We start from the raw sequence: 23,441 nt of genomic DNA, 5'->3' as shown, positions 1-23,441 counted from the left end.
ATTTCCTATGTTTTTATATCACCCGTTCCTATTTGGAACTTTTTTTACAAAACCAGCCATGGACTGGACTGTTATTGCTCCCGGGTTTTCTAGTACAAAGGCAGATTGACCATTATCCCGTGCCGAAAATGTGATCTTTTTCGAAATGCCAGGAATTAAATCAAAATAATTATCCGAAAAAATTCCTTCCTTTTCGGCATCCAACCAAACATTTTTGGCTAACACATTGGTTGTAAGGACGAAAGCATGATCTTGGTCCTTTACTTGTTCGATTAAAATGAGCGGTACTTCCAAGTCTATATCTTTCGTTTTCACAAAATAATGCTCTTTTTGATCGATGGTTTGCCCCTTTGTTTCCAATGAAGCCTGCAGGACAACCTTGTTTGCCTCATGGTTCTGTAAGATGTCTTTCACAGCTAGTTTATCAACCATTGTGACTGTATTACTTTTCACCTGAATCTCTTGATCATATGTCCAAAGCTTTTCCCCTGAAAAGTCATATAATGTCATCTGTAATGAGCCGTCAATATCTTGAAGTCGATCAGACACAATCATAAGATTCAGCTCTTCATCTACTTGATCCAAAAGAACGATGACATCTCGATAACTCCTCTTAGCAGTATATTGCACTGCTTTCCATCTTCCGTAATAATCCATGCTGGACCATGAAGCTACAGGCCAACAATCGTTCATTTGCCAATATAAGGTTCCCATGCAATAAGGCTTTTGGGCTCGGTGCGCTTCAATGGCGGTTTTGATCGCATCTGCCTGTAAAATATGGCTCATATATAAGAAGGCTGGAAAGTCTTTCGGCTCTTGATAATACTGATCCATATACTCCTTAATGAGTTGATTGCCACGGCCATTTTTTTGATGATGAAGCATTACAGGCGATTCTAATTCAAGCTCTGTTTCTTCCGCATAGGTTTGAACCGTTTTTAGCTCAGGGAAGGATTGGAATCCATATTCACTCATAAAGCGGCCGACGACTTTTTTATAATCCTCTAACGGTTTCGCGCCATGCCAGACATCCCAATAATGCATATCCCCACTAGTTGATGTATACGTCGTATGCTGGTGTTCATCTCCTGTTAATTCACTCATTGGAGAGGATGGCCAATAATCAATCTCAGGTGCATGATCTTGCACGACTTTCGGTAATATATGATGGAAAATTTCCTCATAATCAGCCCAGATTTTCTCGCGGATTTCTTGCGTATATTCTTGCTTCCAACCCCAGCCAATATGTTCAATATAATGGGCCCAAGCTGAATCCATTTCATTATTGCCACACCACAACGCAAGTGAAGGGTGATTTCTCAATCTTTTTACATTCTCTTCTGCTTCTCGTTTCACATTGTCAAGGAAGGCTTGGTCTCCAGGATACATGCTGCAGGCAAACATAAAATCTTGCCAAACCATAATCCCGTATTCATCACATAATTCATAAAATGTATCATATTCATAAATGCCACCGCCCCAAACGCGCAACATGTTCATATTAGACTCCGCCGCACTGGCAATTTCATGACGATAGTGTTCATAGGTGATATTCGTTAGAAAACTATCATTTGGAATATGATTCGCACCCTTGGCGAAAACAGGCACACCATTCAATTCAAAGTAAAAGCTTTTTCCCACTTCATCTTTTTCTTTCACTAAGCGAATCGTACGCAATCCTGTTCTTACCTTCTTCTCGGCAACCGTCTTTCCCGCCTTTGAGAAACTGATTAGAAACTGATAAAGATTTGGCTCCCCAAGGCCGCGACACCACCAAAGTTTAGGGTTTTCAAGCTCGAATTCTAGCTCGATCGTATGATTTCCTTTTTGGATCGATACTTCTTTCTCTAAGTTTAAGCCTTCCGTTGCCAGCTGCAACTTTCCTTCCCACTCTTGGTCTGCTTCTATTTCCACTTTTGCAGTCAATTGGGCTGTCTGAGTGGTTACTACGTTTTGCTGAATATAAAGATCTGTTATTTGCACTTCAGACCAACCATAAATTTGCACGGGTTTCCATATTCCACTTGTGACAAATCTTGGTCCCCAATCCCAGCCATAATGGTAGGGAGCTTTACGAGCAAAAATACTAATCCTCTTTTCTCCTAACCCGCCATCCTCTGAATGATCATTGGATGCTGGTAAACCATATCCAAGACTTTCCAACTTCGGAAGGTCTTCTTTTACTGGAGATCGAAAGGATACAAGCAATCGATTCTCCTCTTTTTTCGCATAAGGCTTTATATCTGCCTTCCACGTACGAAACATATTATCCGCAGATAGAATTTTATTTCCATTGAAATAAACATCCGCATACGTATCTAGGCCCTCAAACACAATTTCTAGATTTTTTTGCTGAAAAAGCTCCTCTGTTAGATCAAAGGTCGTTTCATACTCCCAATCTTGCTTATCAATCCATTGCAAATCTAATTCGTTTTTTCCATAAAAAGGATCTTCTATTTTTCGATTTTCCCATAAATCTGTATGTACACAGCCAGGTACTTTAGCTTGAAGCCAATTGTCTTCGCCGCTCTGCCTGAAACGCCAATTTTCCGCTAGAAACATAGAATATTTCATTTGTCTCTCCTCTCTTGTTTAACGATTGTCTTCTAATAAATCCTATTGAAAACGAAATACATGGGCAATAGGGGCATTTTTACTTTTTTCTGCAGCAGGAAGGATAATCGCTACTCCTGTATCCGTTTGTTTAAAGTCTACTTGTCTAGAACCTTCTACCATTTCTACACGATGAACTTTTTCAGGATAAGGTATAAAAACTTCCTGCTGTACAGGTGTATCCTCATTCTCATACATATAAAAACAGTAAACGGTATTGTCTTTTTTGGTGAAAGCTATATTCCCTTGGAAGTAAGGAGCACACATTCTCGTACCGTATACGGCTTCACCGTGTACTTTTAACCAGGCTCCCATTTCTTTCATTCTCTTAATAGCCCCTCTTGGTAAACGTCCATCAGGTTGTGCTGCCACATTCAAAGCAAGATTGCCACCTTTGGAAATCACTTCGATTAATAAATGAATTAATTCTCGCGTTGATTTATAATCATCTTCATATCTAAACGAAAAGGCTGATCCCATTGTAATGCAGCTTTCCCATGGTACATCCATTGGCTTCTCTGGTACCGCTTGTTCTGGAGTAATAATATTTTCATAAGGACCACCGATCAGTCGATCAGCTGCCAGTAGCCATGGCTGTTTTTCCCGGGCTCTTTCCACTAATTCCCCTAGACGTATATCTTGCTTACTCTTTGCAGATACCCAACCTGCATCTAACCAAAGTACTTCAATTCGTCCATAATCCGTTAGTAATTCCATCATTTGCTCATGTGTGAATTGCACGAATTTCTCCCATAATTCCGGATGTTTTTCTGGATCATAGGAAGGCCCTCTCCACATTTCTGTTCCCCGCTCCATATTCGGTGCCCAGTATGTCGGTGTATGCCAATCCGCTTTCGAGAAATAGGCAGCAATCGGCAAACCTTTGTCACGGAATGCGTTAAAAGCATGTTTCACAATATCGGCATATTGATGTGTATGGAATGGACAACTTGGATCTGTGATTTTGTAATTCGTTGTCTTTGTGTCCCACATACAAAAGCCATCATGGTGCTTTGTCGTAAAGAGAAAATATTTAAACCCTGCTTCCTTCGCTAACTCTGCCCATTCCTCCGGCTGGAAGCGGATAGGATTGAAACTTTTATTCAAGTCCACATACTGGCGCTTAAAAACCTCAGGATCTGATTCCCAATCGACATCCTCTCGTGACCAATCAGCATCATCATCACTCAGCGCCCACGATTCGACTAATCCTAATTGCGAATAGGGACCCCAGTGCATCATAAAGCCAAGCTTTTGGTCCTTAAACCATTCTAATTGTTGCAAAAGCGCAGGTTCCTCTGGTTTTATCCAGTTTTTTTCGCTACTGTAATGATGGACACCGTTTTCAATTTCCTCCGTTTGTTCCGTTTTATCGATTTCATCATGTGTGTTTGCCATTTTCATTCCTCCTTAAGATTCCCAAATTTTATAACGCTTCCATCTTGCTGTAAATATGATTTTTTAATGCTTATTTTAGCTTTTGAAGGGAAACACCCGCCTTCCGCGGCAAGGTTGCGTTTCCCTTTTAAAGTCTAGCTTATCTATTTCACACTTTCATACCATTCGTGTAGATCAGCTTTCATTTGCGCGACCAATTCAGGATATTGTGCAGCTAAATTGTTGCGCTCACTAGGATCTTCTTCAAGATTGGACAGATGAACTGTATCCTCCACTACTTTCTCAAAATCTAGTTTTCCATTTAAAACGAGTTTCCATTTTCCTTGGCGCACAGCAAGTTGGTCATTGTATTCCCAAAAGACCTGGTCATGCGGGCTTTTTCCATTTTTCGTGATCATCTCGACAATCGTATCGCCATCAATCGTTTCTTTGTCAATGGAGATATCGGCAAAGGACATAAAGGTTGGGAAGATATCCATCATCACGCCAATTTCATCGGAAACTTGCCCGCCAGGGATAAGGGATGGACAGCTTAAAATCGCGGGTTCCCGGGTGCCTCCATCAAATAAACTTCCTTTGTGACCTCTGAAAATCCCAGCGCTTCCACCATAATACTTATCTTCTGTACCATCTAGCCAGTTTCGTACTTCTGCAGATGGGCCGTTATCACTGGAAAAGAAAATCATCGTATCTTCATATTTCCCTACTCTTTTTAGCGCATTGACAATGTCACCGACCCCATCATCGACAGCGGAAATCATCGCAGCCATGACTTGGCGATCCCATGGCAAATGAGCAAATCGTTCCATATATTTTTCTGGAGCATGCATAGGATAATGGGGAGCATTATAAGGAACATATAAGAAGAATGGTTGCTCCTGTTCACGCTCATTTTGAATAAATTGGACCGCTTTTTCCGTAATTAATTCTGTCATATATTCGCCATTGTTCCAGACCTCTTCTTCATTATGCCAAAGGTCATGAACAGGTGGGTTTTCCCAATAAAAAATATGAGAATAGTAATCTATGCAGCCCGCATGAAAGCCATAGAACTCATCAAAGCCATGCGCATTGGGCCGCGTTTCTGGAGTCGTTCCCAAATGCCATTTACCGAACATGGCTGTGCGATATCCATTGGCTTTCAATTTGGAAGGGAGGGTTTCATGGTCTGCTGATAATCCAGCTGCCCCCCTTTTCCCACTTAAAATTTGATCGACCTCTGTACGGGCAGGGTATTTTCCCGTTAACAAAGAGGCTCTAGATGGTGAGCATACCGGAGAATTGGAATACCAATTCGTAAATCGAATTCCTTCTTCCGCGAGCTTATCGATATTCGGCGTTTTCACATGTTCTGAACCATAACATCCTAAATCACCATATCCTAGATCATCACAATAAAAAATAATAAAATTTGGTTTCGTCAAAATGAACCACCTTCCGAATTATATTGAGGCCAACAGGATGTTGGTACAATGGCGTTGCGCCAGGACGGAGGCCCACAGGACGTGGGTCAAAACGGCGTTGCGCCAGGACGGCGCGAACTTAGCCGTTTATCCTTAAATTTTAGCTGCTCATCCTTGTGGTTAGCCGTTCGTCCTTATTATTTAGTTTGTACGCCGCTAAACAGGCGCTTGCGCTTTTCTTAATGGTTAAGGAAATTATAAAATTTGTCGCTTGTGGATAACTGTTTACGTTGCGGTTTGACATCCAGCTCCAGCGCCCAGCGACTAGCAAACTTTCGGTGCCTTCCTACGATAAGTCAACATCGATTCACCCTTTGGGTTCATCGTGTTTCCTTTATCTCGTCAGGCCCCTAAAAAGTTTGTACGTCGCTAAACGGGCGCTTGCGCTTTTGTTCTTAGAAACGTAAATCTTTGTATTGCCCTAAAGCAAGATCATTATGTTCTTCCATCCAACTTGCCAGTAATTCTCTCATGTTTATAAGAGTATCTTGATAGTCTTTATTATCTATTTCGTTGCTAAGTTCATGGGGATCTTTTTCCAAGTCATATAATTCATCGGTATCTCCACAATTAAAAATATATTTCATTTGCCCGTGGCGAATCATCCGTTGGGTATATAGGATTTCGGCAAGGCCATTGCCTTCAGTTACAGCATAATCTGGCCAATCTTTTATATCTTCATTATCGATCAGTGGGACAAATGATCGGCCATCACGGGATGTTTCCGTTGGATCTGCTCCAGCCCAGTCTAAAATACTTGAATAGTAATCACAAGTGCCCACAAACCGATCCACATATTTCGTTTCCGTTAACTTTTCCTGAGGCTTTACAATCAATGGAATCCGGCAAGTTTCTTCATACATAAAGAAGTTTTTATCACATAACCCACCGTGAATCCCTAAGGACTCGCCATGGTCAGCAGAAAAAATAATAATCGTATTATCATATAAATCATGCTTTTTTAAATAGTCGATTAAGCGGCCAATTTGTTCATCAATTAAACTGACATTCGCAAAATAATGCTTCACATAGGGTTCAAACGTTTTCCAGTCCGTAGACTTGGCCCTTTTCAAGTTATGAATGGCCGGCTTATTGGTCGATTCATCAATAAAATTAGGCCATGGTTCCAGATCGAGATCACGATAAAGATCTAAATGTTTCGTTGGTGCTACATAGGGTTCATGCGGCCCCCAAAAGTTTAGTTGAAAATAAAACGGATTTTCTCTTTGTCGGAATTGATCGATATAGTGAATCGCTTGATCGGTTAAGAAGTACTCCACGGTTGTTTCAACAGGTGAGACAACTTCTGCTGCCCAATGACCTTTATAATGTCCGGATATTTTATTTTCAAGCTTTACTTCTAGTCCCTTTTCTTTTAAATAATTATGATATTGTTCATAACCATGCCCTCCAGCACCATGGCCTGGAAAATCATCCCCCTCATAGCCAACCTTCGTTGGGCCCCAACCTAGATGCCATTTGCCCGTATAACCAACACTGTAGTTTTGCTCCTTTAGTTTGTTGCTAAGCAAATCACTTGAATTCGGCAAGCTGTCATATTTACATGCTGGTTCTGAGGTGTTATTTCTCATTTCATGATTATGTGGATACAATCCTGTTTGTAAGGATGCACGTGCTGGCGTACAAACTGGGCAACTGGCGTATGTATTGTTAAAAACAACACTTTCCGCTGTTAAACGATCAATATTAGGTGTTTGACATACTTTTCCACCATAAGCCTTTAATGTATCCACACGTTGTTGGTCTGTTAAAATAAAAAGGATATTCGGCTGTTTACTAGACATATTCATCCTCCTGTAGTTGATTACACTCAATCATTCCTAATAGGCATTCCCGTAAAATGAAATAGCAATCAGCGAGGAGGGTCTTGCCTTTCTCACTGATTGTCCATTTCTACTTTAGTTTACCATGTTTACCAAGGTGTTTTCCTTCAGATTAGAAAACGCTTTTGCAGATTTTTAGCTTTCTTTCCAACGATCATAGGCATCTTGATGGATTTTTACGTATTCATCAATTTTCATGTTTTCGATTGTTTTGACGTATTTATCCCAGTTTGATAGTGGCTCGACCCCTGTGATAAATTTCGCTTCCATCTGTTCGACATACGATTCCAAATCGACTTGAATATTATTCGCTGTTTTCTGTTCCTCTTTAGTTAAATAGACGAGCGGGAAAGGAACTTCTGCAAAGGGTTCTATTTTTTCATTTGTTTCCGTTTCGATGAATTTGTCAAAATCAGACTGCTCTTTTCCTTCAATTGGACCAGTAAGGGCAGGTGCTGAAATACCATAATTAGGCGTGATGGAACCGCGGTAATCCTCCATTGATTTGAAACCTTTAGGTGGTTCTTCCAAGTACTTCTTCTTACCATCTTCTCCTTTTTCCCACAAATGTCCTTCAGGTCCCTCTGTCAAGAACTCAAAGCCTTCGCTTGAGTAAAAATAATCAATCCAACGCATGGATGCTTCCGGATATGGATTATTTTTCGTAATCGAGAACGTCCCTCTTGAAATAGCTGGATTCCTTGGAACGACTGTTTCAGGCGAAACTGAGCTTGTCAATGGATGGAACATTGGGTTGTTCATCGCTTCCTCTTCTGTTTCACCCGTTGTAAAGAAGGAAAAGAAATCTGTGAATGCACCTAATCGATTATCTTGCCCTTTGGCTTTCTTCTGTTCAGGAGATTGCGAGAATGTTTCTGGATCAAGCAATTCTTCTTTATAAAGCTTATTCATAAAGGTTAAATATTCCTTGTAATTCTCTGTGATTGGTGTATATCTTACTTTGCCATCGACCTCCTCAATGCCCCATTCTTTCATACCAAAGGCTGCGAGTAGCCATGGGCGCATCGAATTCAATTTGACATCTGTTAATGGCACTTCATCGGCTTTACCATTTCCGTTAGGATCTTCATTTTTAAACCGTTTTAAAAGTTCATAAAATTCATCTGTTGTTTTTGGCAATTCTTTCACATCAAGAGCTTCTAGCCATTTTCCGTTATACCAGATGGGGCCGATATACCAAGAGGAGGTTGCACCTTCCGACACTCTAGGAATCGAATAAATATGTCCATCAATGGTAGTGGCTGATTTTTTGACATCAGGCCGCTCTTCAAATAGTTTTTTAATATTGGGCGCATATTCATCAATTAAATCTTCCAGCGGAATTAAGACGCCCTGTTCTCCATAATCGACTTCCATTCCTGGCGTTAGATTGTTTGTGCCAGCTCCATAAATGATGTCGGCAATATCTCCACTTGCAAAAGCCAAATTCAATTTTGTTTGGAAGTCGCTTATTGGGGGTGTATTGTATTTAAAATCAATATTCGTCATTTTTGCATATTCTTGCAGGGTCGGCATGTCTTTCCATTCTGCCAGGCCTGTTCCTGGCGCCATCATGCTTAATATGATTTTTTCATCGACGATCGGGAATCCTTCCTTATGGACTTCCACATTTTTTGCTTTTGATGTCGCATCCTTTTTGTCGTTATCTCCTGATGATCCACAGGCACTGAGTAGAAGTGTGGCTGATAATACACCAGTCAGAGCTAACTTAAATGATTTTCTCATCTATATTCCCCCTTCTTAAAGAGCAATCAGTGGGATGTAAGTGGTTTTCCCACTGATTGTTTTTTTGCTGCTCTTTGGATCTTTAGCTTTCTTTCCAACGATCATAGGCATCTTGATGAATTTTCACATATTCATTAATTTGCATATTTTCGATTGTTTTTACGTATTTATCCCAATTCTCTAGCGGCTCAACGCCTGTGATAAATTTTGCTTCCATTTGTTCGACGTAGGATTGTAAGTCTACTTTAATATTATTCACTTTTTTCTGTTCATCATTTGTTAGGTACACAAGTGGGAATGGTATTTCTGCGTACGGCTCAATTTTTTCCGTTGTTTCCTTTTCTATGAACTTTTCGAATTCAGATACTTCTTTTCCTTCAATAGGACCTGTACGGGTCGGTGCATTAATTCCGAAATCCGGTGTTAGTGTACCGCGATAGTCTTCCCGTGTTTTGTAGTTTGATGGAACTTCGAGATCTTTTTTCTTTCCATCTTCCGATTCTTCCCATAAATAACCTTCAGGTCCTTCGTTCAGGAATTCAAAACCTTCTTTAGAATAAAAGTAATCAATCCAACGCATGGTCGCTTCTGGATATGGATTATTACTTGTAATCGAGAATGTTCCCCTTATAATAGCAGGATTTCTTGGAATTAGCGGTTCAGGCGATACTGAACTTGTTAATGGGTAATACATCGGATTATTTACAGCATCTTCTTCTGATTCTTCTGTTAACATATATGAATACCAAGATGTGAACACACCTAAGCGATTTTCCTGTCCTTTTGCTGTTTTTTGTTCATCTGATTGTGAAAATACTTCAGGATCAAGTAATTCTTCTTTATATAATTTATTCATAAATGTTAAATATTCTTTATAGTTTTCTGTGGTAGGTGCATATCTTACTTTTCCATCTACTTCTTCAATCTCCCATTCTTTCATACCAAAAGCACCGAGTAACCAAGGACGAATGGTGTTCATTTTCACATCTGTCAGTGGGATTTCATCTGCTTTTCCATTTCCGTTTGGATCCTCTGTTTTAAACCTTTTTAATAACTCATAAAATTCATCTGTTGTTTTGGGCACATCCTTTACACCTAGTGCTTTAAGCCATTGACCATTGTACCAAATCGGCCCTAAGTACCAGCTGGAAGTCGAGCCTTCTTGTACTCTTGGCAAGGAGTAGATATGTCCATCAATTGTTGTCACTGATTTTTTGACATCTGGTCTTTCTTCAAATAATTTCTTAATGTTTGGTGCATATTGATCAATTAGATCTTCAAGCGGAATTAAAACACCCTGCTCCCCATAATCAACTTCCATTCCTGGGGTTAAGTTACTGGAGCTTGCTCCGTAAATGATATCAGCAATATCCCCACTTGCGAAAGCTAAATTCAATTTTGTTTGGAAGTCACTCATGGGTGGTGTATTGTATTTAAAGTCGATATTGGTCATTTTGGCATATTCCTGCAATACAGGCATATCTCTCCATTCCGCTAAACCTGTTCCAGGTGCCATCATACTTAATGTGATTTTCTCATCGACAATCGGAAACCCTTCCTTATTAACCTCTACACTTTTCGCTTTTGACGTGTTTTCCTTTTTATCACCACTTCCTGATGACGTTGCACAAGCACTTAATAGAAGTGTCGCTGATAATACGCCTGTTAAGGCTAACTTAAATGATTTTCTCATCGATATTCCCCCTTTCTTAAAGAGCAATCAGTGGGAAGCGAGTGGTTTTCCCACTGATTGTTTTTCTTGCTGCTCCCCAGGTTTTTAACTTTCTTTCCAGCGATCATAGGCATCTTGATGAATTTTCACATATTCATCAATTTGCATATTTTCGATCGTTTTCACGTATTTATCCCAATTCTCTAGCGGCTCAACACCTGTAATAAATTTCGCTTCCATTTGCTCAACATAAGATTTTAAATCCACTTGAATATTATTGATTTGTTTTTGTTCGTCCTTTGATAAATAGACGAGTGGAAAAGGGACTTCTGCAAATGGTTCAATTTTTTCAGTTGTTTCCTTTTCAATAAATTGATCGAAAGCAGATTCCTCTTTTCCCTCGATTGGTCTTTCAAGGGCAGGCGCCGAAATTCCGTAAGCAGGTGTAAGTGTACCACGATAGTCTTCCATTGATTTGAAATTTTCTGGTGGTTCTTCCAAGTACTCTTTCTTCCCATCTTCCCCTTCTTCCCAAAGATATCCTTCAGGTCCTTGGTTCAAAAATTCATAGCCTTCTTGGGAATAAAAATAATCAACCCAACGCATTGTTGCCTCCGGATATGGATTATTTTTCGTAATCGAGAAGGTTCCTCTTTGAATAGCCGGATTCCTTGGAAGAATCGGTTCAGGCGAAACCGAGCTTGTCAATGGATAGTACATCGGATTGTTCATTGATTCCTCTTCTGTTTCACCGGTTGTAAAGAAGGAATAGAAATCTGTGAATACGCCTAAGCGGTTATCTTGCCCTTTGGCCTTCTTTTGTTCGTCAGATTGCGAAAAAGTTTCTGGATCAAGCAATTGTTCCTTATAAAGCTTGTTCATAAATGTCAAATATTCTTTGTAATTATCGGTAATCGGGGCATATCTTACTTTGCCATCGATTTCTTCAATATCCCATTCTTTCATGCCAAAAGCAGCAAGCAGCCATGGACGCATCGAATTCAGTTTAACATCTGTCAAAGGAATTTCATCCGCTTTTCCATTGCCATTTGGATCTTCATTTTTAAACCGCTTTAGCAATTCATAAAATTCATCCGTTGTTTTCGGCAATTCTTTCACATCCAAAGCTTCTAGCCACTTGCCATTATACCAAGTTGGTCCAATATACCAGGCAGCTGTGGTAAGTTCATTCACCGTAGGCAAGGAATAAATATGACCATCAAGCGTTGTGATTGATTTTTTGACATCTGGTCTGTCTTCAAGCAATTGTTTAATATTGGGCGCATATTCATCGATTAAGTCTTCAAGCGGAATCAGCACGCCTTGTTCCCCGTAATCCACTTCCATTCCGGGAGTTAAATTCGTGGTTCCAGCGGCATAAATCACATCCGCAATATCCCCACTTGCAAAAGCCAAATTCAATTTTGTTTGGAAATCACTTAGCGGTGGTGTATTGTATTTGAAATCTATATTCGTCATTTTTGAGTATTCTTGCAAAGTCGGCATGTCTTTCCATTCTGCCAGACCTGTTCCTGGTGCCATCATACTTAAAGTGATGTTCTCATCAACAACCGGAAATCCCTCTTTATTTACCTCCACATTTTTCACTTTTGGAGTAGTTTCCTTTTTCTCATTACCTCCTGATGATGAGGAACAGGCACTCAGCAAAAGTGTCACTGATAATAAACCCGTTAGAGCTAACTTAAATGATTTTTTCAAGATAAAAACCCCTTTCTTCATTAGAAATTGATCACTAGAAAAAGCCACCTAACGTTTTTTGGAAATTGGGATAGAGAGCCGCTCTGGGGACGCAGAAACCCATTTTTTCCATGAGAGGCCCATTCTTGAACGAAGAAACCCATTCTCCCCATGAGAAACCCATTCTTGAACGGAGAAACCCATTTTTCCCATGAAAAACCCATTCTTGAACGAAGAAACCCATTCTCCCCATGAGAAACCCATTCTTGAACGGAGAAACCTATTTTTCCCATGAGAAACCCATTCCCGAATGGAGAAACCCATTTTCCCAAGATGAAACCCATTCTTGTTATCCTTTTAATGATCCAATCATCACCCCTTTTACAAAATAACGTTGTAGAAATGGGTAGACAATAATAATTGGTAATGTTGATACAATCATAACTCCATACTTAATGACTGCCGCCAGTTGTTGTTTATTATTCATGGCTTCTGCCAAGCTACTCGAAATCTCCGTTGAATTAGAGGACATTTCTTGTAACACGAGTATTTCCCTTAAGACCAGTTGCAATGGATATAGTTGTTTATCAGACAAATAAATTAACGCATTAAAATATCCGTTCCAATGCCCAACTCCATAGAATAAAGCCATGACGGCAATAATCGGTGCCGATAAAGGCAAAATGATCTTGGCAAACATTTTAAAATTGGTACATCCATCAATAATCGCGGCTTCTTCCAATTCCTTTGGAATCGACGTTTGAAAGAATACACGGGCGACAATGATATTCCAAACGGCGGCTGCATTCGGTAAGACCATCGCCCAAATCGTATCAATTAACCCTAAGTTTCGAACAACTAAATACGTAGGAATTAACCCGCCGCTAAAGAACATGGTTAATACGAACATTCCCATTAATAAACCACGTCCCGCAAAGTCCCTTCGCGAAAGCGCATAAGCTGCGGGGATCGTGATCGCTAAATTAATCACTGTCCCTAAAGCTGTATAAAAAATCGTGTTCAGATAACCTTTCCAGATATCGGGATTATCAAAAATTAACTTATAGCCTTCAAACGTAATCCCTTTCGGAAATAGCCACATTTCCCCGGAATTAACAGCCTTTGGATCACTCATCGATGCACTGACGATATAAATCAAAGGATAAAGAACAACAAGCATCGCTAATGTTAAAAAAATAAAGTTACAAACCTTAAATATTTTATCAGCCTTCGTATCTTTAATCACAGATGCCAAATTAACCTACCTCCTTACCAAAGACTGGTCTCACTTGTTTTTTGGGCAATTTTGTTTACAACAATTAACAAAATAGCATTAATCACTGAGTTAAATAGACCAACTGCAGCAGAGAAACTATATTGTGCATTCAATAAACCAGATTCATAGACAAATGTGGCAATCACATTGGAAGACTCTAAGTTTAGTGGATTTTGCAAAAGTAAGATTTTTTCGAATCCCATGGCCAATATATTTCCGACATTTAGAATCATAAGAATGACCATTGTCGGGAAAATCGCTGGCAAATTAATATGCCAAATCCGTTGCAATCTAGTTGCTCCATCGACAATCGCGGCTTCGTGATGCTGTGGGCTGACGCCCGCAAGTGCCGCCAAGTAAATAATCGTTCCCCAACCGGTGCTTTGCCAAACCCCAGATAAAACATAAATGGTTTTAAACCATTTGGGATCTTCCATAAACGGAATCGGCCCGATGCCAAACAAGCCAATAATATGATTAATAATCCCTGTTTGTGGGGATAGAAAGGAAATAATCATCCCTGAAATGACTACGACAGCAATAAAATGAGGTGCATAGGTGACCGTTTGTACGAATCTTTTATATATTCCATCCTTTGCCTCATTTAAGGCTAAAGCTAAAATGATCGGTAATGGAAAACCGACAATTAATTCATACACACTAATACCTAATGTGTTTTTTAATAAATCCCAGAAATAATAGGATTCAAAGAATCTAGTAAAATGTTCAAAACCGACCCATTCACTCCCCCAAATCCCTAGAGTAGGAATGAAATCTTTAAATGCAATTTGGACTCCGTACATTGGTACATAATGAAAAATCAAAAAGTATAAAAAAGCCGGTAAAACAAATACGTATAATTGCCAATTTTGTAAGGCTTTACGAAATTTGGGTGCTAAAGACCGACTTTGCAGCTGTACTTTTTGCTGAGTTCGCTGCGTCTCCGTTGTTGTATTCGAGCTCATTCGATTGCCTCCTTCAATTGAAAGTGTTTTCAACGTGCCTTTATTTTATTTTTTCGACAACTTGTACACAATATGTCGATTTTAATGAAAGCGCTCAATATATACAGTTGGCAATAGCCCGAACCTTGATAATAGCGGGCTTCACGAAGGTCGAATATGTACCATTTAATCTAATATGTTCGTTTTGCTTTACTTAAAATACTTTATTCTAAAGGAGATAATGTCGAATCATGTTTAACAAATTGGATAGGTCCTACTCTTAAAATGAAATAAATAATCTCGCACCCCTTTAATAGGTACGAGATTGGATTTCAATTCTTTCATTATCGATTTAATTTTCGATATTGTCCCGGTGTGACTCCCTCTAGTTGTTTAAAACGCCGTGTGAAATTTGCCACATCCTTGTATCCGACATTGACTACAATCTCCTTAATAGGTTGATCGGTTTCCCTCAATTGTTTCTTTACTTCTTCCATCCGCAAAGATAAAACGTATTGGGTAAATGTTTCACCTGTTTGTTCTTTGATAAATTTACTAAGGTAGGGAACGGATAATTCAAAATGATAGGCAAGTCCTTCTAAACTTAGGTCATAACTTTTGTAATGTTTATGAATATACTCAAGAAGGTCTCTACGTAAATGATGGCTTCGTTTTTCTGTCTTATCCTCTACTCTTTGACAAATTTGCATAATAACGGGGCCTAATCGTTGACCAAGCTGTTCCACAGAATGGAATTCTCCAATTTCCTTAAAATCATCCAAATTTCGCGTTATTTGCAGCTCCATCGCTGTCTTAATCACGGTGTTGATAATATCAAAACAAATGTATTTTAATGCCTGAATCGACATTTCTGCTTGTACCAAATTGGATAGCATCGCATGTAAGGTTTCCAAGGCTACTACTTGATCTCCCTGTTTCAAACTTTGCGCCAATTTCATTTGATCCTCTCTCGGGTAACCAAGCGCTTTTTCACTTGGAGATCCTAAATCTTCAAAAAACACAAGACTCCCCTGTGGAACGGCAAACTTATAATCTAAAGCGGCTAAAGCCTCGATGTAGGAACGATTAATATGATTTTTCTTTTCGTAGCTTGTTCCAACCGTCACAATGACGACTTTTATCGGTGCGTGTTTCTGAATATACGCCCGAAGGCTTTCCACAAGCAAACGACGTTGTTGCTTATGATCTTCTTTTTCTTTTAGACTAATAATAAAAGCAAGAGCATGTTGGTATAGTAAATCAACGCCGTGAACGGTAGCATTTGGTAATGTTAGATTAGAAAGAGAATTAAGCAACTGATCCCACTTCTGTTGGTTCTCTTCATATTGTTGCTTTTGAAATTCCACGATCGCCACAAAATGAGGGCCTTCATTCATTTTCATGTTTAATGCTTGCATCATCGACTCAATTTCTTGCTCATTCGGAAAACTTTCTTTTAACATTTTCGCCAATAATTGTTCTTTTGCATAGGGCTTCTGCAGATCAACTGTTTCTGACAAGCTTTTATGATCTTTAAAAATATCGGTGATCGTTTGCCGGATGGCGTCAAGTTCATTTTCTCCATCCCAAGTCGTCGTTTTCGTACTACTCATTTTAGCGAATTCGAACAAGCCTTGAATGGGCTGATATTGTTTTTTCCCTAATAAAATGGCGATAACCAAACCGACTAGGAGTAAGATGATCGACAGCACGATGATAAATGTTTCCCGATGAACGACACGTTCGAAAAATTGCCCCGCATCCATAAGTGTCACAAAAGTCCAACCACTCACATCTGAGGTTACAGTTGCCAAGGAATATTTCTTTCCATTGATTCGGATCGTCTGAACCCCTTGTTTTTGGATAAGCGCTGGATCAATCTTGTCGAATGAGACTTTCTCCCCTTTTACTGCTGAAACAATCGGTTGCTGTTTTTCATCAAGAATGTAAGTATTTCCTTTAAAATCGCCGAGAATATTTTCAATCATATTGGTTAAAACCGATTCTTTGGTAAAATACATCACAGATCCATATGGGTTGGGATTATTGGGGGCGATTGGAAAGATAAAAGCAATCATTCGATCTCTTACGCCATTTTTCAGGGTCACATCGCCAACAGGCAAGATGAGTGGTTGGGTTGAATGTAATTGTTTCACCATGCTTTCTTTTCCCCATGTATCAAATTGATAAATCCTTTGGGTAAGCGTAGTAAAAGAATAAAGTCCATTAGAAGAATAAATCGATTGATCCTGACTATAAAAATACACAAAAAGCTCTTGAATAATCGAACTATTTTCTTTATATTTTCTTAATTCATCTTGTGCCTCTTTCCCATAATACCCGTGCTTCATCATGTAGGGAGTTAATCGAGGATCATAGGCGATACTTGAAGCAATCTTATCCAACTCTTTAATCCGCTCATTCGTCATACTCTCAACTTGCTCTAGTTTATTTATATTGGATTGCTCAATTTCCTCGCGCAGGCCTGAAACCGAATTATAATAAATAAAAACACTCATAAAAACAAAGGGAATTAGAAAAACAAGTAAATATGAGATGATATATTTATAGACGAGGCTCGATTTGCCTATTTTTCCAAGCATATTCTATTCCCTCTTTCCACATCACGATTTCTTTCTTTCAATTCCCATGAAAGCACGCATAGCGAACCACATCACAGGATAGGCCACCATTGCCGCCCCCATAAATACATATAAAACTGGAACAAAAACGAAAACATAATAAAGAATCAGTAAGCAAAGAATCATAGCAATCGTCTCAAACGGCCTACTAATGGCGATGAAAAAAGCCTGTTTTATATATTGAAAGCCTTTCAATTGATAACGAGCAAAAACGGGATAGAAATAGAGAACAGTAATGAAGTAGAGAAAGCAAAAAACAAGTAGAATGACATGTAAAAAGGCAGACTGAATCACCTGTTTTGAAATGCTTATATCCCAATACAAAAAGAGCCCGAGTGCTGTAATCATAAGCCCAAAACCATTAGCTTTTAAAAATTGATTTTTATAAGTTGAATAAAAAGTGCGGAAGACAGACTCTTCCGTCTTTCGTTCGATTGATTTATGAATCACTGAAAACAATGCTGTTGTTGCCGGAAAAAAGCCAAAAACCCCAAGTCCTAAACAAGTAAAAAGCACCCAAAGAACGTGTAAATAAATCAACTTCGCCAATACGTTACCGATTTCATATAACCATTTAAATAAACCCGATACATGTTCCATCCTCTTAATTCCTTTCAATAAGAAAAGCGCAAGCGTCCGTTTAGCGACGTACAAACTTGGATAATAAGGTTGAACGGCTAAAATCGCGCCGTCCTGGCGCAACGCCGTTCTGACCACCATCCTGTTGGCCTGAGATAAAGGAAACACGATGAGCCACGAAAAGCGGAAGGCGGCTGCTTAGGGGCGACAAGCAAATGTTCCTGAACCTATGAAGGGCGGTTTTCCCTTCATAGGTTCAGGGTTATTTGTCCTCGAGCCCCTGCCGCCTGTAGCTAGACACCGAAGGGTGAATCGATGTTGACTTACGCAAGCAGGCACCGAAAGTTTGCTAGTCGCTGGGCGCTGGAGCTAGATCCAGTAATAATCCAAATTTATATTTTCCTATCCTAGTCAAAACTTATACTCTCTCTTAAATCTATCATAGAAATAGTTTTTTTCTTTGTCAATGACAGGCAAGTTAGCCTTCATAACCCCACCCTCTTTTTTATTTTTCCAAATCACGGTATAATAAGGATTTGGAGGTTTGTGATGATATATAATCAGGGCTTGTTAAAATCGATACAATCTTATAGTGAAGAATTACAGAATCTGTTGGATCCAAGGACAGAAGTGCATCAACGATTGGTTCAAAGAGGGATGATGCTATTTCGGGAGCAGAATGTGTATAATGTCAAGTTCAGCCATAAGAAGATGGTCGGTCATGTACGCGATGTGACGACCGTTTTTGTCGAGCTATATTTTAAACAAATGGAAAGAAATACATGTTCTTGTCCGGAAGAAGGCATATGTCGTCATCAACTTGCTCTCTTTTTCGCGATTTTAAGCAAAGCACAAAATATTTTTACTTGGACCCAGGAATGGAAAGCTCATTGGGAGGTTGAAGATATCCTTTCTAGCTTAAAGCGTGGATCTGATCTATTACAGCAGCCATCATCTAATCCGGAGAGTGGCCCATTGCAATGGGTCAAGCGCATTCAACAAGCTTATTCTGATGTTCCTCCACAAAATATTTATCAATTACAGGAATGGGTCCGGACTCGCTACCAACGATTGCTTGGACTCGCACCGATTGAACGGGAATGGCGGCCATTATTTCAACTGTTTGCCGCTTTTGAATCTTTAAATATGATCGATTCCATTGCCACAAGTTCCGCAGGAATAAATGAAATGTCTTTTTTCGCGGAAAAAATGGTGGAAGAAGCAAAAGAAGCGATCACCACTTTGTCGGCAACGGCTTCTCCATTCGCTTTTGATGAATACTTGCATTATTTACGAAGTCATAGTACCCGTTTATTAGAAACGGAGACAGCTTTTGACGCAAGCTTTACGCTCATGTACTTATTAATCTGGACATCGCTTTTTAAAAAGAAACAAGAAAGAGCAGCGGAATGGAATCATCTACAAAATAAAAGTGATCTCACAGAGCCACGTATTCAACTTGGACTTATTCATTTATCGATTCTATTGGAAAAAGATGAATTGGCTCTACAAAAAATAAAAAATTACGGTGCCAATATTGCACCTTATTTATTGAGTTGCTTTGAATGGTTACCGAAAGAGCGACTTACTCCTTTTATACCTGAATTTATCAGACAAATTGAGCAATATGTTGCAAGCTTGACGTTGCCACATGAAAAAATTCACTTTACTCGTACATTATACGAAACAATGGATCAGGAGACTTTAACGAAAATAGATGCTTCCCTAATCGAAAGACTATATACCACTTTATTACCCTATAGTCGTTTCCGTTATAATGAATACTTGCTAAACAAGCAAGATTACCGAAAATGGGTAGCTCTTCAGGTTTATATGGGAGATACGATTGATTTTATCGATCGTTCTACCCTTGAAATGGTTGCCAAGCAAGACCCTGTCGCGATTAAACCACTTTATCATGCCGCGGTTATGGAGCAAATTGATCTTCGTAACCGGGATTCATATAAAAAGGCGGTACGTTACTTAAAGAAATTACGAACCGTATATCGAAAAGAAAAGAATTTAGATCAGTGGGAATTTTATTTCGCCACTTTATTAAAGAAAACCAAACGATTACGTGCTTTTCAAGAAGAGTGCCGGAAAGGAAAGTTAATTCATGAGGAATAATGATCCGTTACAACTGCATATCCGCCCACTCGCTTCTGATGCATTCTTCCTTTATGCTGAAAATCAACAGGGAGAAGCGATAGAGGACTCTTATTGGCAGTCAAATCTCTTTCTTTGGCATGAAGAAAGCTTTTACGGTTCTTTTTTAAATCGAGAAAGCCATCAGCAAATAGAAGGCATTAAACTGAATAGTTATGAACTTTTAACCCTCCTAGGGAGGGAGAGCTTTAGCCCATTTATTCATTGGATTTGGGAAGAGCCAGAAGAAGCTATACTAAATGTGGCCCCCATTATATTAGAGGCGATTCAAAGTGGAAACTGGAATCCCCATTTTTCTGACGAGGAAGAGACCTTATTTATCTGGAAAGTCCCTTCCCTCGTTTGGGATGAATTTCAGGAAAGTTTTTGGGAACAGGAAATATTTGGTGAATCCATTCGATCGTTCATCTCTAAATTTTATCACCATGCCTTAACCCATTATCTTGAGAAAGGCTTTCACCATCCTCAGCTGGCAGAAAAGTTAGCCGCTTTACACGAAAGTCCTTTTACAGCAGAGGAATTAAATACGTATTTCGATGAGGAGAAATGGAAAGAATGGGCGAATCTTTCTGAGGAAAAACTTCCCTTCACGATTGGGCTTCGTTTATTAGAACCTGATACAGATGAAGAACCATGGGGATTGGAAACCGTCCTTCGCGATGTAAGAAATCCGGATAAAATCTATGCAACACATGAAAAAGTTCCAAAACGCTGGCAGCCCTATTTAGCTGAAGTAGCAAAGGAAGAAAAACGCTGGATCGAGTTATTTCCTTGGTTAGAAGGGGAAACAGGCCTTACAAAGATCCTTGAAGAAACAGCAGCTTGGGATTTTCTCACAGAGGCAAGTGAGAAATTACTCTCACTTGGTGTGGATATTCTCCTTCCAAGCTGGTGGGAAGCGATGCGGGAAGCGAATTTAACCGTGAAAGCTCGCGTGAAACAAACGGCTGCTCAATATCGTCCTTCCTTTGTTGGATTAGATGCCATGCTTAATTTTAACTGGCGCTTTTCTATGAATGGGGCTGAGTTATCGGAGGAAGAGTTTCAGAAACTTGTTCAGGAACAACGCCGCCTCGTAAAGGTTCGCGGGCGTTGGGTGAAGCTTGATCCGAAAATGATTGCCCATCTGCAAGCATTGATGGCTCAAGCCAAGAAAGAAGGCTTGCGGATGCAGGATATCTTTGCTATGGAGGCTGAGGAAGAACTGGCTTCCACTCCTGAGGATGAATTCGATCCACGAGCCTTTGCGCAAATTAAGATCGAGCTAAACCAATCACTAAAACAAATGCTCAAGCAACTTCATACATTGGATGAAATTCCTTCTATTCCAATATCGCCTCAATTATTGGGCGAGTTACGTCCTTATCAGAAACTTGGTGTTGATTGGCTTGTGTTTCTCCGTCAATTTGGATTTGGTGCCTGTTTAGCGGATGATATGGGCTTAGGAAAGACGATTCAACTTATTGCCTATTTGCTTCATGTGAAGAACAACCGTTTAAGTAAAGAACCTGCCCTCATTATTTGTCCGACAACAGTGCTTGGGAATTGGCAGCGTGAATTAGAAAAGTTTGCACCCAGTCTAAATGTTGTCCTTCATTATGGATCGAATCGACCAAAGGGAGATGCTTTCTCCCCGAGCATTCAAAATGCGGATGTGGTGCTGACGAGTTATGGCTTAACCCATCTTGATTTTGAGGAGTTTTCAACCATTGATTGGGGAACGATTGCCTTAGATGAGGCACAAAATATTAAAAATGCGGAAACAAAGCAGTCACGGGCGATTCGAAAATTAAAAGGTGCTCATCATATTGCCTTAACAGGAACACCTATGGAAAACCGCTTGGCTGAATTATGGTCGATTTTTGACTTTATTAATCACGGCTACTTAGGAACCTTTGGCCAATTCCAAAAGAAATATATTTCTCCGATTGAAAAAGATAATTCCGAAGTAAAAATTAAGGAATTGCAGCGGTTGATCAAACCCTTTTTATTAAGGAGAACGAAAAGAGATCCAGAAGTGGAATTGAATCTACCAGAAAAGCTAGAACAAAAGGAATACTGTGCCTTAACAGCCGAACAGGCCGCTTTGTACGAGGATTTAGTCCAAGAAACCTTTGCAAAAATTGAAACCTTAAGCTTTTTCGAGCGTAAGGGATTGATTTTACAAATGCTGAATCGATTAAAGCAATTATGTAATCACCCTGCTCTTTACTTAAAAGAAGAACAGCCTGAAAAGATCCTCGACCGCTCGAATAAAATCAAAACACTGGTCGAGTTAGCCGATACCATTGTGGAAAGAGGAGAGGCCGGGATTATTTTTACCCAATATATCCAAATGGGTGAAATGATTCGTCAACTTTTACAGCAACGATTTTCAATCCAGGTCCCTTTCTTAAATGGAAGTATGCCTAAAGGAAAAAGAGATGAATATGTGGCTCGTTTTCAAGCAGGAGAATATCCTTTCTTCCTTTTATCTTTAAAGGCCGGTGGAACAGGGCTGAATTTAACAGCCGCCAACCATGTGATTCATTATGATCGTTGGTGGAATCCTGCTGTTGAAAATCAAGCTACTGACCGCGCCTATCGGATTGGGCAAGATCGTTTCGTTCATGTCCATAAATTTATAACAACCGGGACATTAGAAGAACGAATCGATATGATGTTAGAGAAAAAGCAAGCACTTAATGAAGAGATTATTCGCAGTGATCAATGGATGACGGAATTATCGAATGATGAATTGCGTTCCTTACTAGCGTTAGCATAAGAAAGGAGAGCTTCCGTATGGCGAGCGATTCTTTAAAACAAGAGCGAATAATTAAGCTGTTAACCGTTCTAAAGGAAAGAGATCAACAATTCCAGCAAGATAGACAAGAATTACGAGCTGATTTTCTCGTGCGAGGAATCTGTGAGAAAGAAGTGGATGGATTATTAGATGATCCATCTTTATTCCCAAAAACATGGCTGCCATGGCATTTGCGGTGGGATGCGATATGTTCGGCTGGAGAAAACCTAGCTGAACTTCTTTTAGAAGCAGAAAAGCTTGTATATGGAGAGACATCTGCTCACATAAACTTAGCTCAAGCAAGAACTTTTATAACAAAAAGCTCTCAAGATGGTAACAAATAAGTTTTTGTAAAAGTGCGTGTTCAAAAAGGAGGATGAAAAGGACCCGTCGGCTAAAGGCGCTGACGTCCTGTCAGCAACGCCGACACTAGCACATCCTGTGCATCGAAAGTTCGAGGCGGCGCAGAAACAAGCCAACGAAGAAATTCGCAGTGTCATTTTTACCGGACTTTTTGAACATCCTCTAAAAAGGAAAAGGCTGTGCCATTCCACTTGGTACAGCCTTTTAAATGGGGTCAAAAAACGAGGAGCAATCAATCGGCACATATGGAGGAGA

Annotated in this window: 14 protein-coding genes; 3 read left to right on the top strand and 11 right to left on the bottom strand. The window is 39.7% G+C overall.

Going from position 1 to position 23,441, the window contains the following annotated elements:
• Positions 1–18 precede the first annotated feature (18 nt).
• The 11 genes from KI363_RS07700 to KI363_RS07650 all read right to left on the bottom strand — a co-directional run bounded on the left by KI363_RS07700 (position 19) and on the right by KI363_RS07650 (position 17,896).
• Positions 19–2,574, bottom strand: coding sequence for a beta-mannosidase (locus tag KI363_RS07700; RefSeq protein WP_212966012.1), 2,556 nt, complete (start codon positions 2,572–2,574; stop codon positions 19–21).
• Positions 2,575–2,616: 42 nt separating this feature from the next.
• Positions 2,617–4,011 (bottom strand): alpha-L-fucosidase, encoded by a 1,395-nt coding sequence (locus KI363_RS07695; RefSeq protein ID WP_158320746.1) that lies wholly within the window; start codon positions 4,009–4,011, stop codon positions 2,617–2,619.
• Positions 4,012–4,154: 143 nt separating this feature from the next.
• The gene (locus KI363_RS07690) at positions 4,155–5,435 is read right to left on the bottom strand and encodes a sulfatase-like hydrolase/transferase (RefSeq protein ID WP_212966011.1); all 1,281 of its coding nucleotides are present in this window, start codon (positions 5,433–5,435) and stop codon (positions 4,155–4,157) included.
• 434 nt (positions 5,436–5,869) lie between these two features.
• Entirely contained in the window at positions 5,870–7,279 is a 1,410-nt protein-coding gene (locus KI363_RS07685; protein WP_212966010.1) for a sulfatase family protein, read from the bottom strand.
• Positions 7,280–7,453: 174 nt separating this feature from the next.
• Complete coding sequence (locus KI363_RS07680) at positions 7,454–9,064, bottom strand: extracellular solute-binding protein (protein ID WP_212966009.1); 1,611 nt, start codon at positions 9,062–9,064, stop codon at positions 7,454–7,456.
• Between the two features lie 82 nt (positions 9,065–9,146).
• A complete protein-coding gene (locus KI363_RS07675) occupies positions 9,147–10,757 on the bottom strand; it encodes an extracellular solute-binding protein (protein WP_212966008.1) in 1,611 nt (536 codons plus the stop codon).
• A gap of 84 nt (positions 10,758–10,841) precedes the next feature.
• Positions 10,842–12,455, bottom strand: a complete 1,614-nt coding sequence (locus KI363_RS07670; RefSeq protein ID WP_306345161.1) for an extracellular solute-binding protein — start codon at positions 12,453–12,455, stop codon at positions 10,842–10,844.
• Between the two features lie 328 nt (positions 12,456–12,783).
• Positions 12,784–13,689 carry a carbohydrate ABC transporter permease gene (locus KI363_RS07665; protein ID WP_158320739.1) on the bottom strand — a complete coding sequence of 302 codons (906 nt, stop codon included), beginning with the start codon at positions 13,687–13,689 and terminating at the stop codon, positions 12,784–12,786.
• A 14-nt stretch (positions 13,690–13,703) separates the two neighbouring features.
• Positions 13,704–14,675, bottom strand: a complete 972-nt coding sequence (locus tag KI363_RS07660; protein WP_158320738.1) for an ABC transporter permease — start codon at positions 14,673–14,675, stop codon at positions 13,704–13,706.
• A gap of 323 nt (positions 14,676–14,998) precedes the next feature.
• A complete protein-coding gene (locus tag KI363_RS07655; RefSeq protein ID WP_212966006.1) occupies positions 14,999–17,257 on the bottom strand; it encodes a helix-turn-helix domain-containing protein in 2,259 nt (752 codons plus the stop codon).
• Between the two features lie 21 nt (positions 17,258–17,278).
• Entirely contained in the window at positions 17,279–17,896 is a 618-nt protein-coding gene (locus tag KI363_RS07650) for a YesL family protein (protein WP_212966005.1), read from the bottom strand.
• 528 nt (positions 17,897–18,424) lie between these two features.
• Between KI363_RS07650 and KI363_RS07645 the strand changes: the two genes are divergently transcribed.
• From KI363_RS07645 to KI363_RS07635, 3 genes are read left to right on the top strand one after another with little or no spacing between them, the layout of a single operon-like run.
• Positions 18,425–20,002, top strand: a complete 1,578-nt coding sequence (locus KI363_RS07645) for an SWIM zinc finger family protein (RefSeq protein ID WP_158320735.1) — start codon at positions 18,425–18,427, stop codon at positions 20,000–20,002.
• The gene (locus KI363_RS07640; RefSeq protein WP_212966004.1) at positions 19,992–22,805 is read left to right on the top strand and encodes a DEAD/DEAH box helicase; all 2,814 of its coding nucleotides are present in this window, start codon (positions 19,992–19,994) and stop codon (positions 22,803–22,805) included. Before KI363_RS07645 ends, KI363_RS07640 begins: the two co-directional genes overlap by 11 nt.
• A gap of 17 nt (positions 22,806–22,822) precedes the next feature.
• Positions 22,823–23,167, top strand: a complete 345-nt coding sequence (locus KI363_RS07635; RefSeq protein WP_158320733.1) for a hypothetical protein — start codon at positions 22,823–22,825, stop codon at positions 23,165–23,167.
• The last annotated feature ends 274 nt before the right edge of the window (positions 23,168–23,441 follow it).

Origin of the sequence: Lederbergia ruris, assembly GCF_018332955.1 — a bacterium.
Lineage (GTDB): Bacteria > Bacillota > Bacilli > Bacillales > Bacillaceae_C > Lederbergia > Lederbergia ruris.
The sequence above is the reverse complement of the archived record's forward strand: the minus strand, read 5'-3'. Positions and strand labels throughout refer to the sequence as shown.

Bases quoted from the DNA above. Each gene is read 5' to 3' on its own strand.
- KI363_RS07700 (WP_212966012.1), bottom strand. From the start codon at position 2,574: ATGAAATATTCTATGTTTCTAGCGGAAAATTGGCGTTTCAGGCAGAGC.
- KI363_RS07695 (WP_158320746.1), bottom strand. From the start codon at position 4,011: ATGGCAAACACACATGATGAAATCGATAAAACGGAACAAACGGAGGAA.
- KI363_RS07685 (WP_212966010.1), bottom strand. From the start codon at position 7,279: ATGTCTAGTAAACAGCCGAATATCCTTTTTATTTTAACAGACCAACAA.
- KI363_RS07680 (WP_212966009.1), bottom strand. From the start codon at position 9,064: ATGAGAAAATCATTTAAGTTAGCTCTGACTGGTGTATTATCAGCCACA.
- KI363_RS07675 (WP_212966008.1), bottom strand. From the start codon at position 10,757: ATGAGAAAATCATTTAAGTTAGCCTTAACAGGCGTATTATCAGCGACA.
- KI363_RS07660 (WP_158320738.1), bottom strand. From the start codon at position 14,675: ATGAGCTCGAATACAACAACGGAGACGCAGCGAACTCAGCAAAAAGTA.
- KI363_RS07655 (WP_212966006.1), bottom strand. From the start codon at position 17,257: ATGCTTGGAAAAATAGGCAAATCGAGCCTCGTCTATAAATATATCATC.
- KI363_RS07650 (WP_212966005.1), bottom strand. From the start codon at position 17,896: ATGGAACATGTATCGGGTTTATTTAAATGGTTATATGAAATCGGTAAC.
- KI363_RS07645 (WP_158320735.1), top strand. From the start codon at position 18,425: ATGATATATAATCAGGGCTTGTTAAAATCGATACAATCTTATAGTGAA.
- KI363_RS07640 (WP_212966004.1), top strand. From the start codon at position 19,992: ATGAGGAATAATGATCCGTTACAACTGCATATCCGCCCACTCGCTTCT.
- KI363_RS07635 (WP_158320733.1), top strand. From the start codon at position 22,823: ATGGCGAGCGATTCTTTAAAACAAGAGCGAATAATTAAGCTGTTAACC.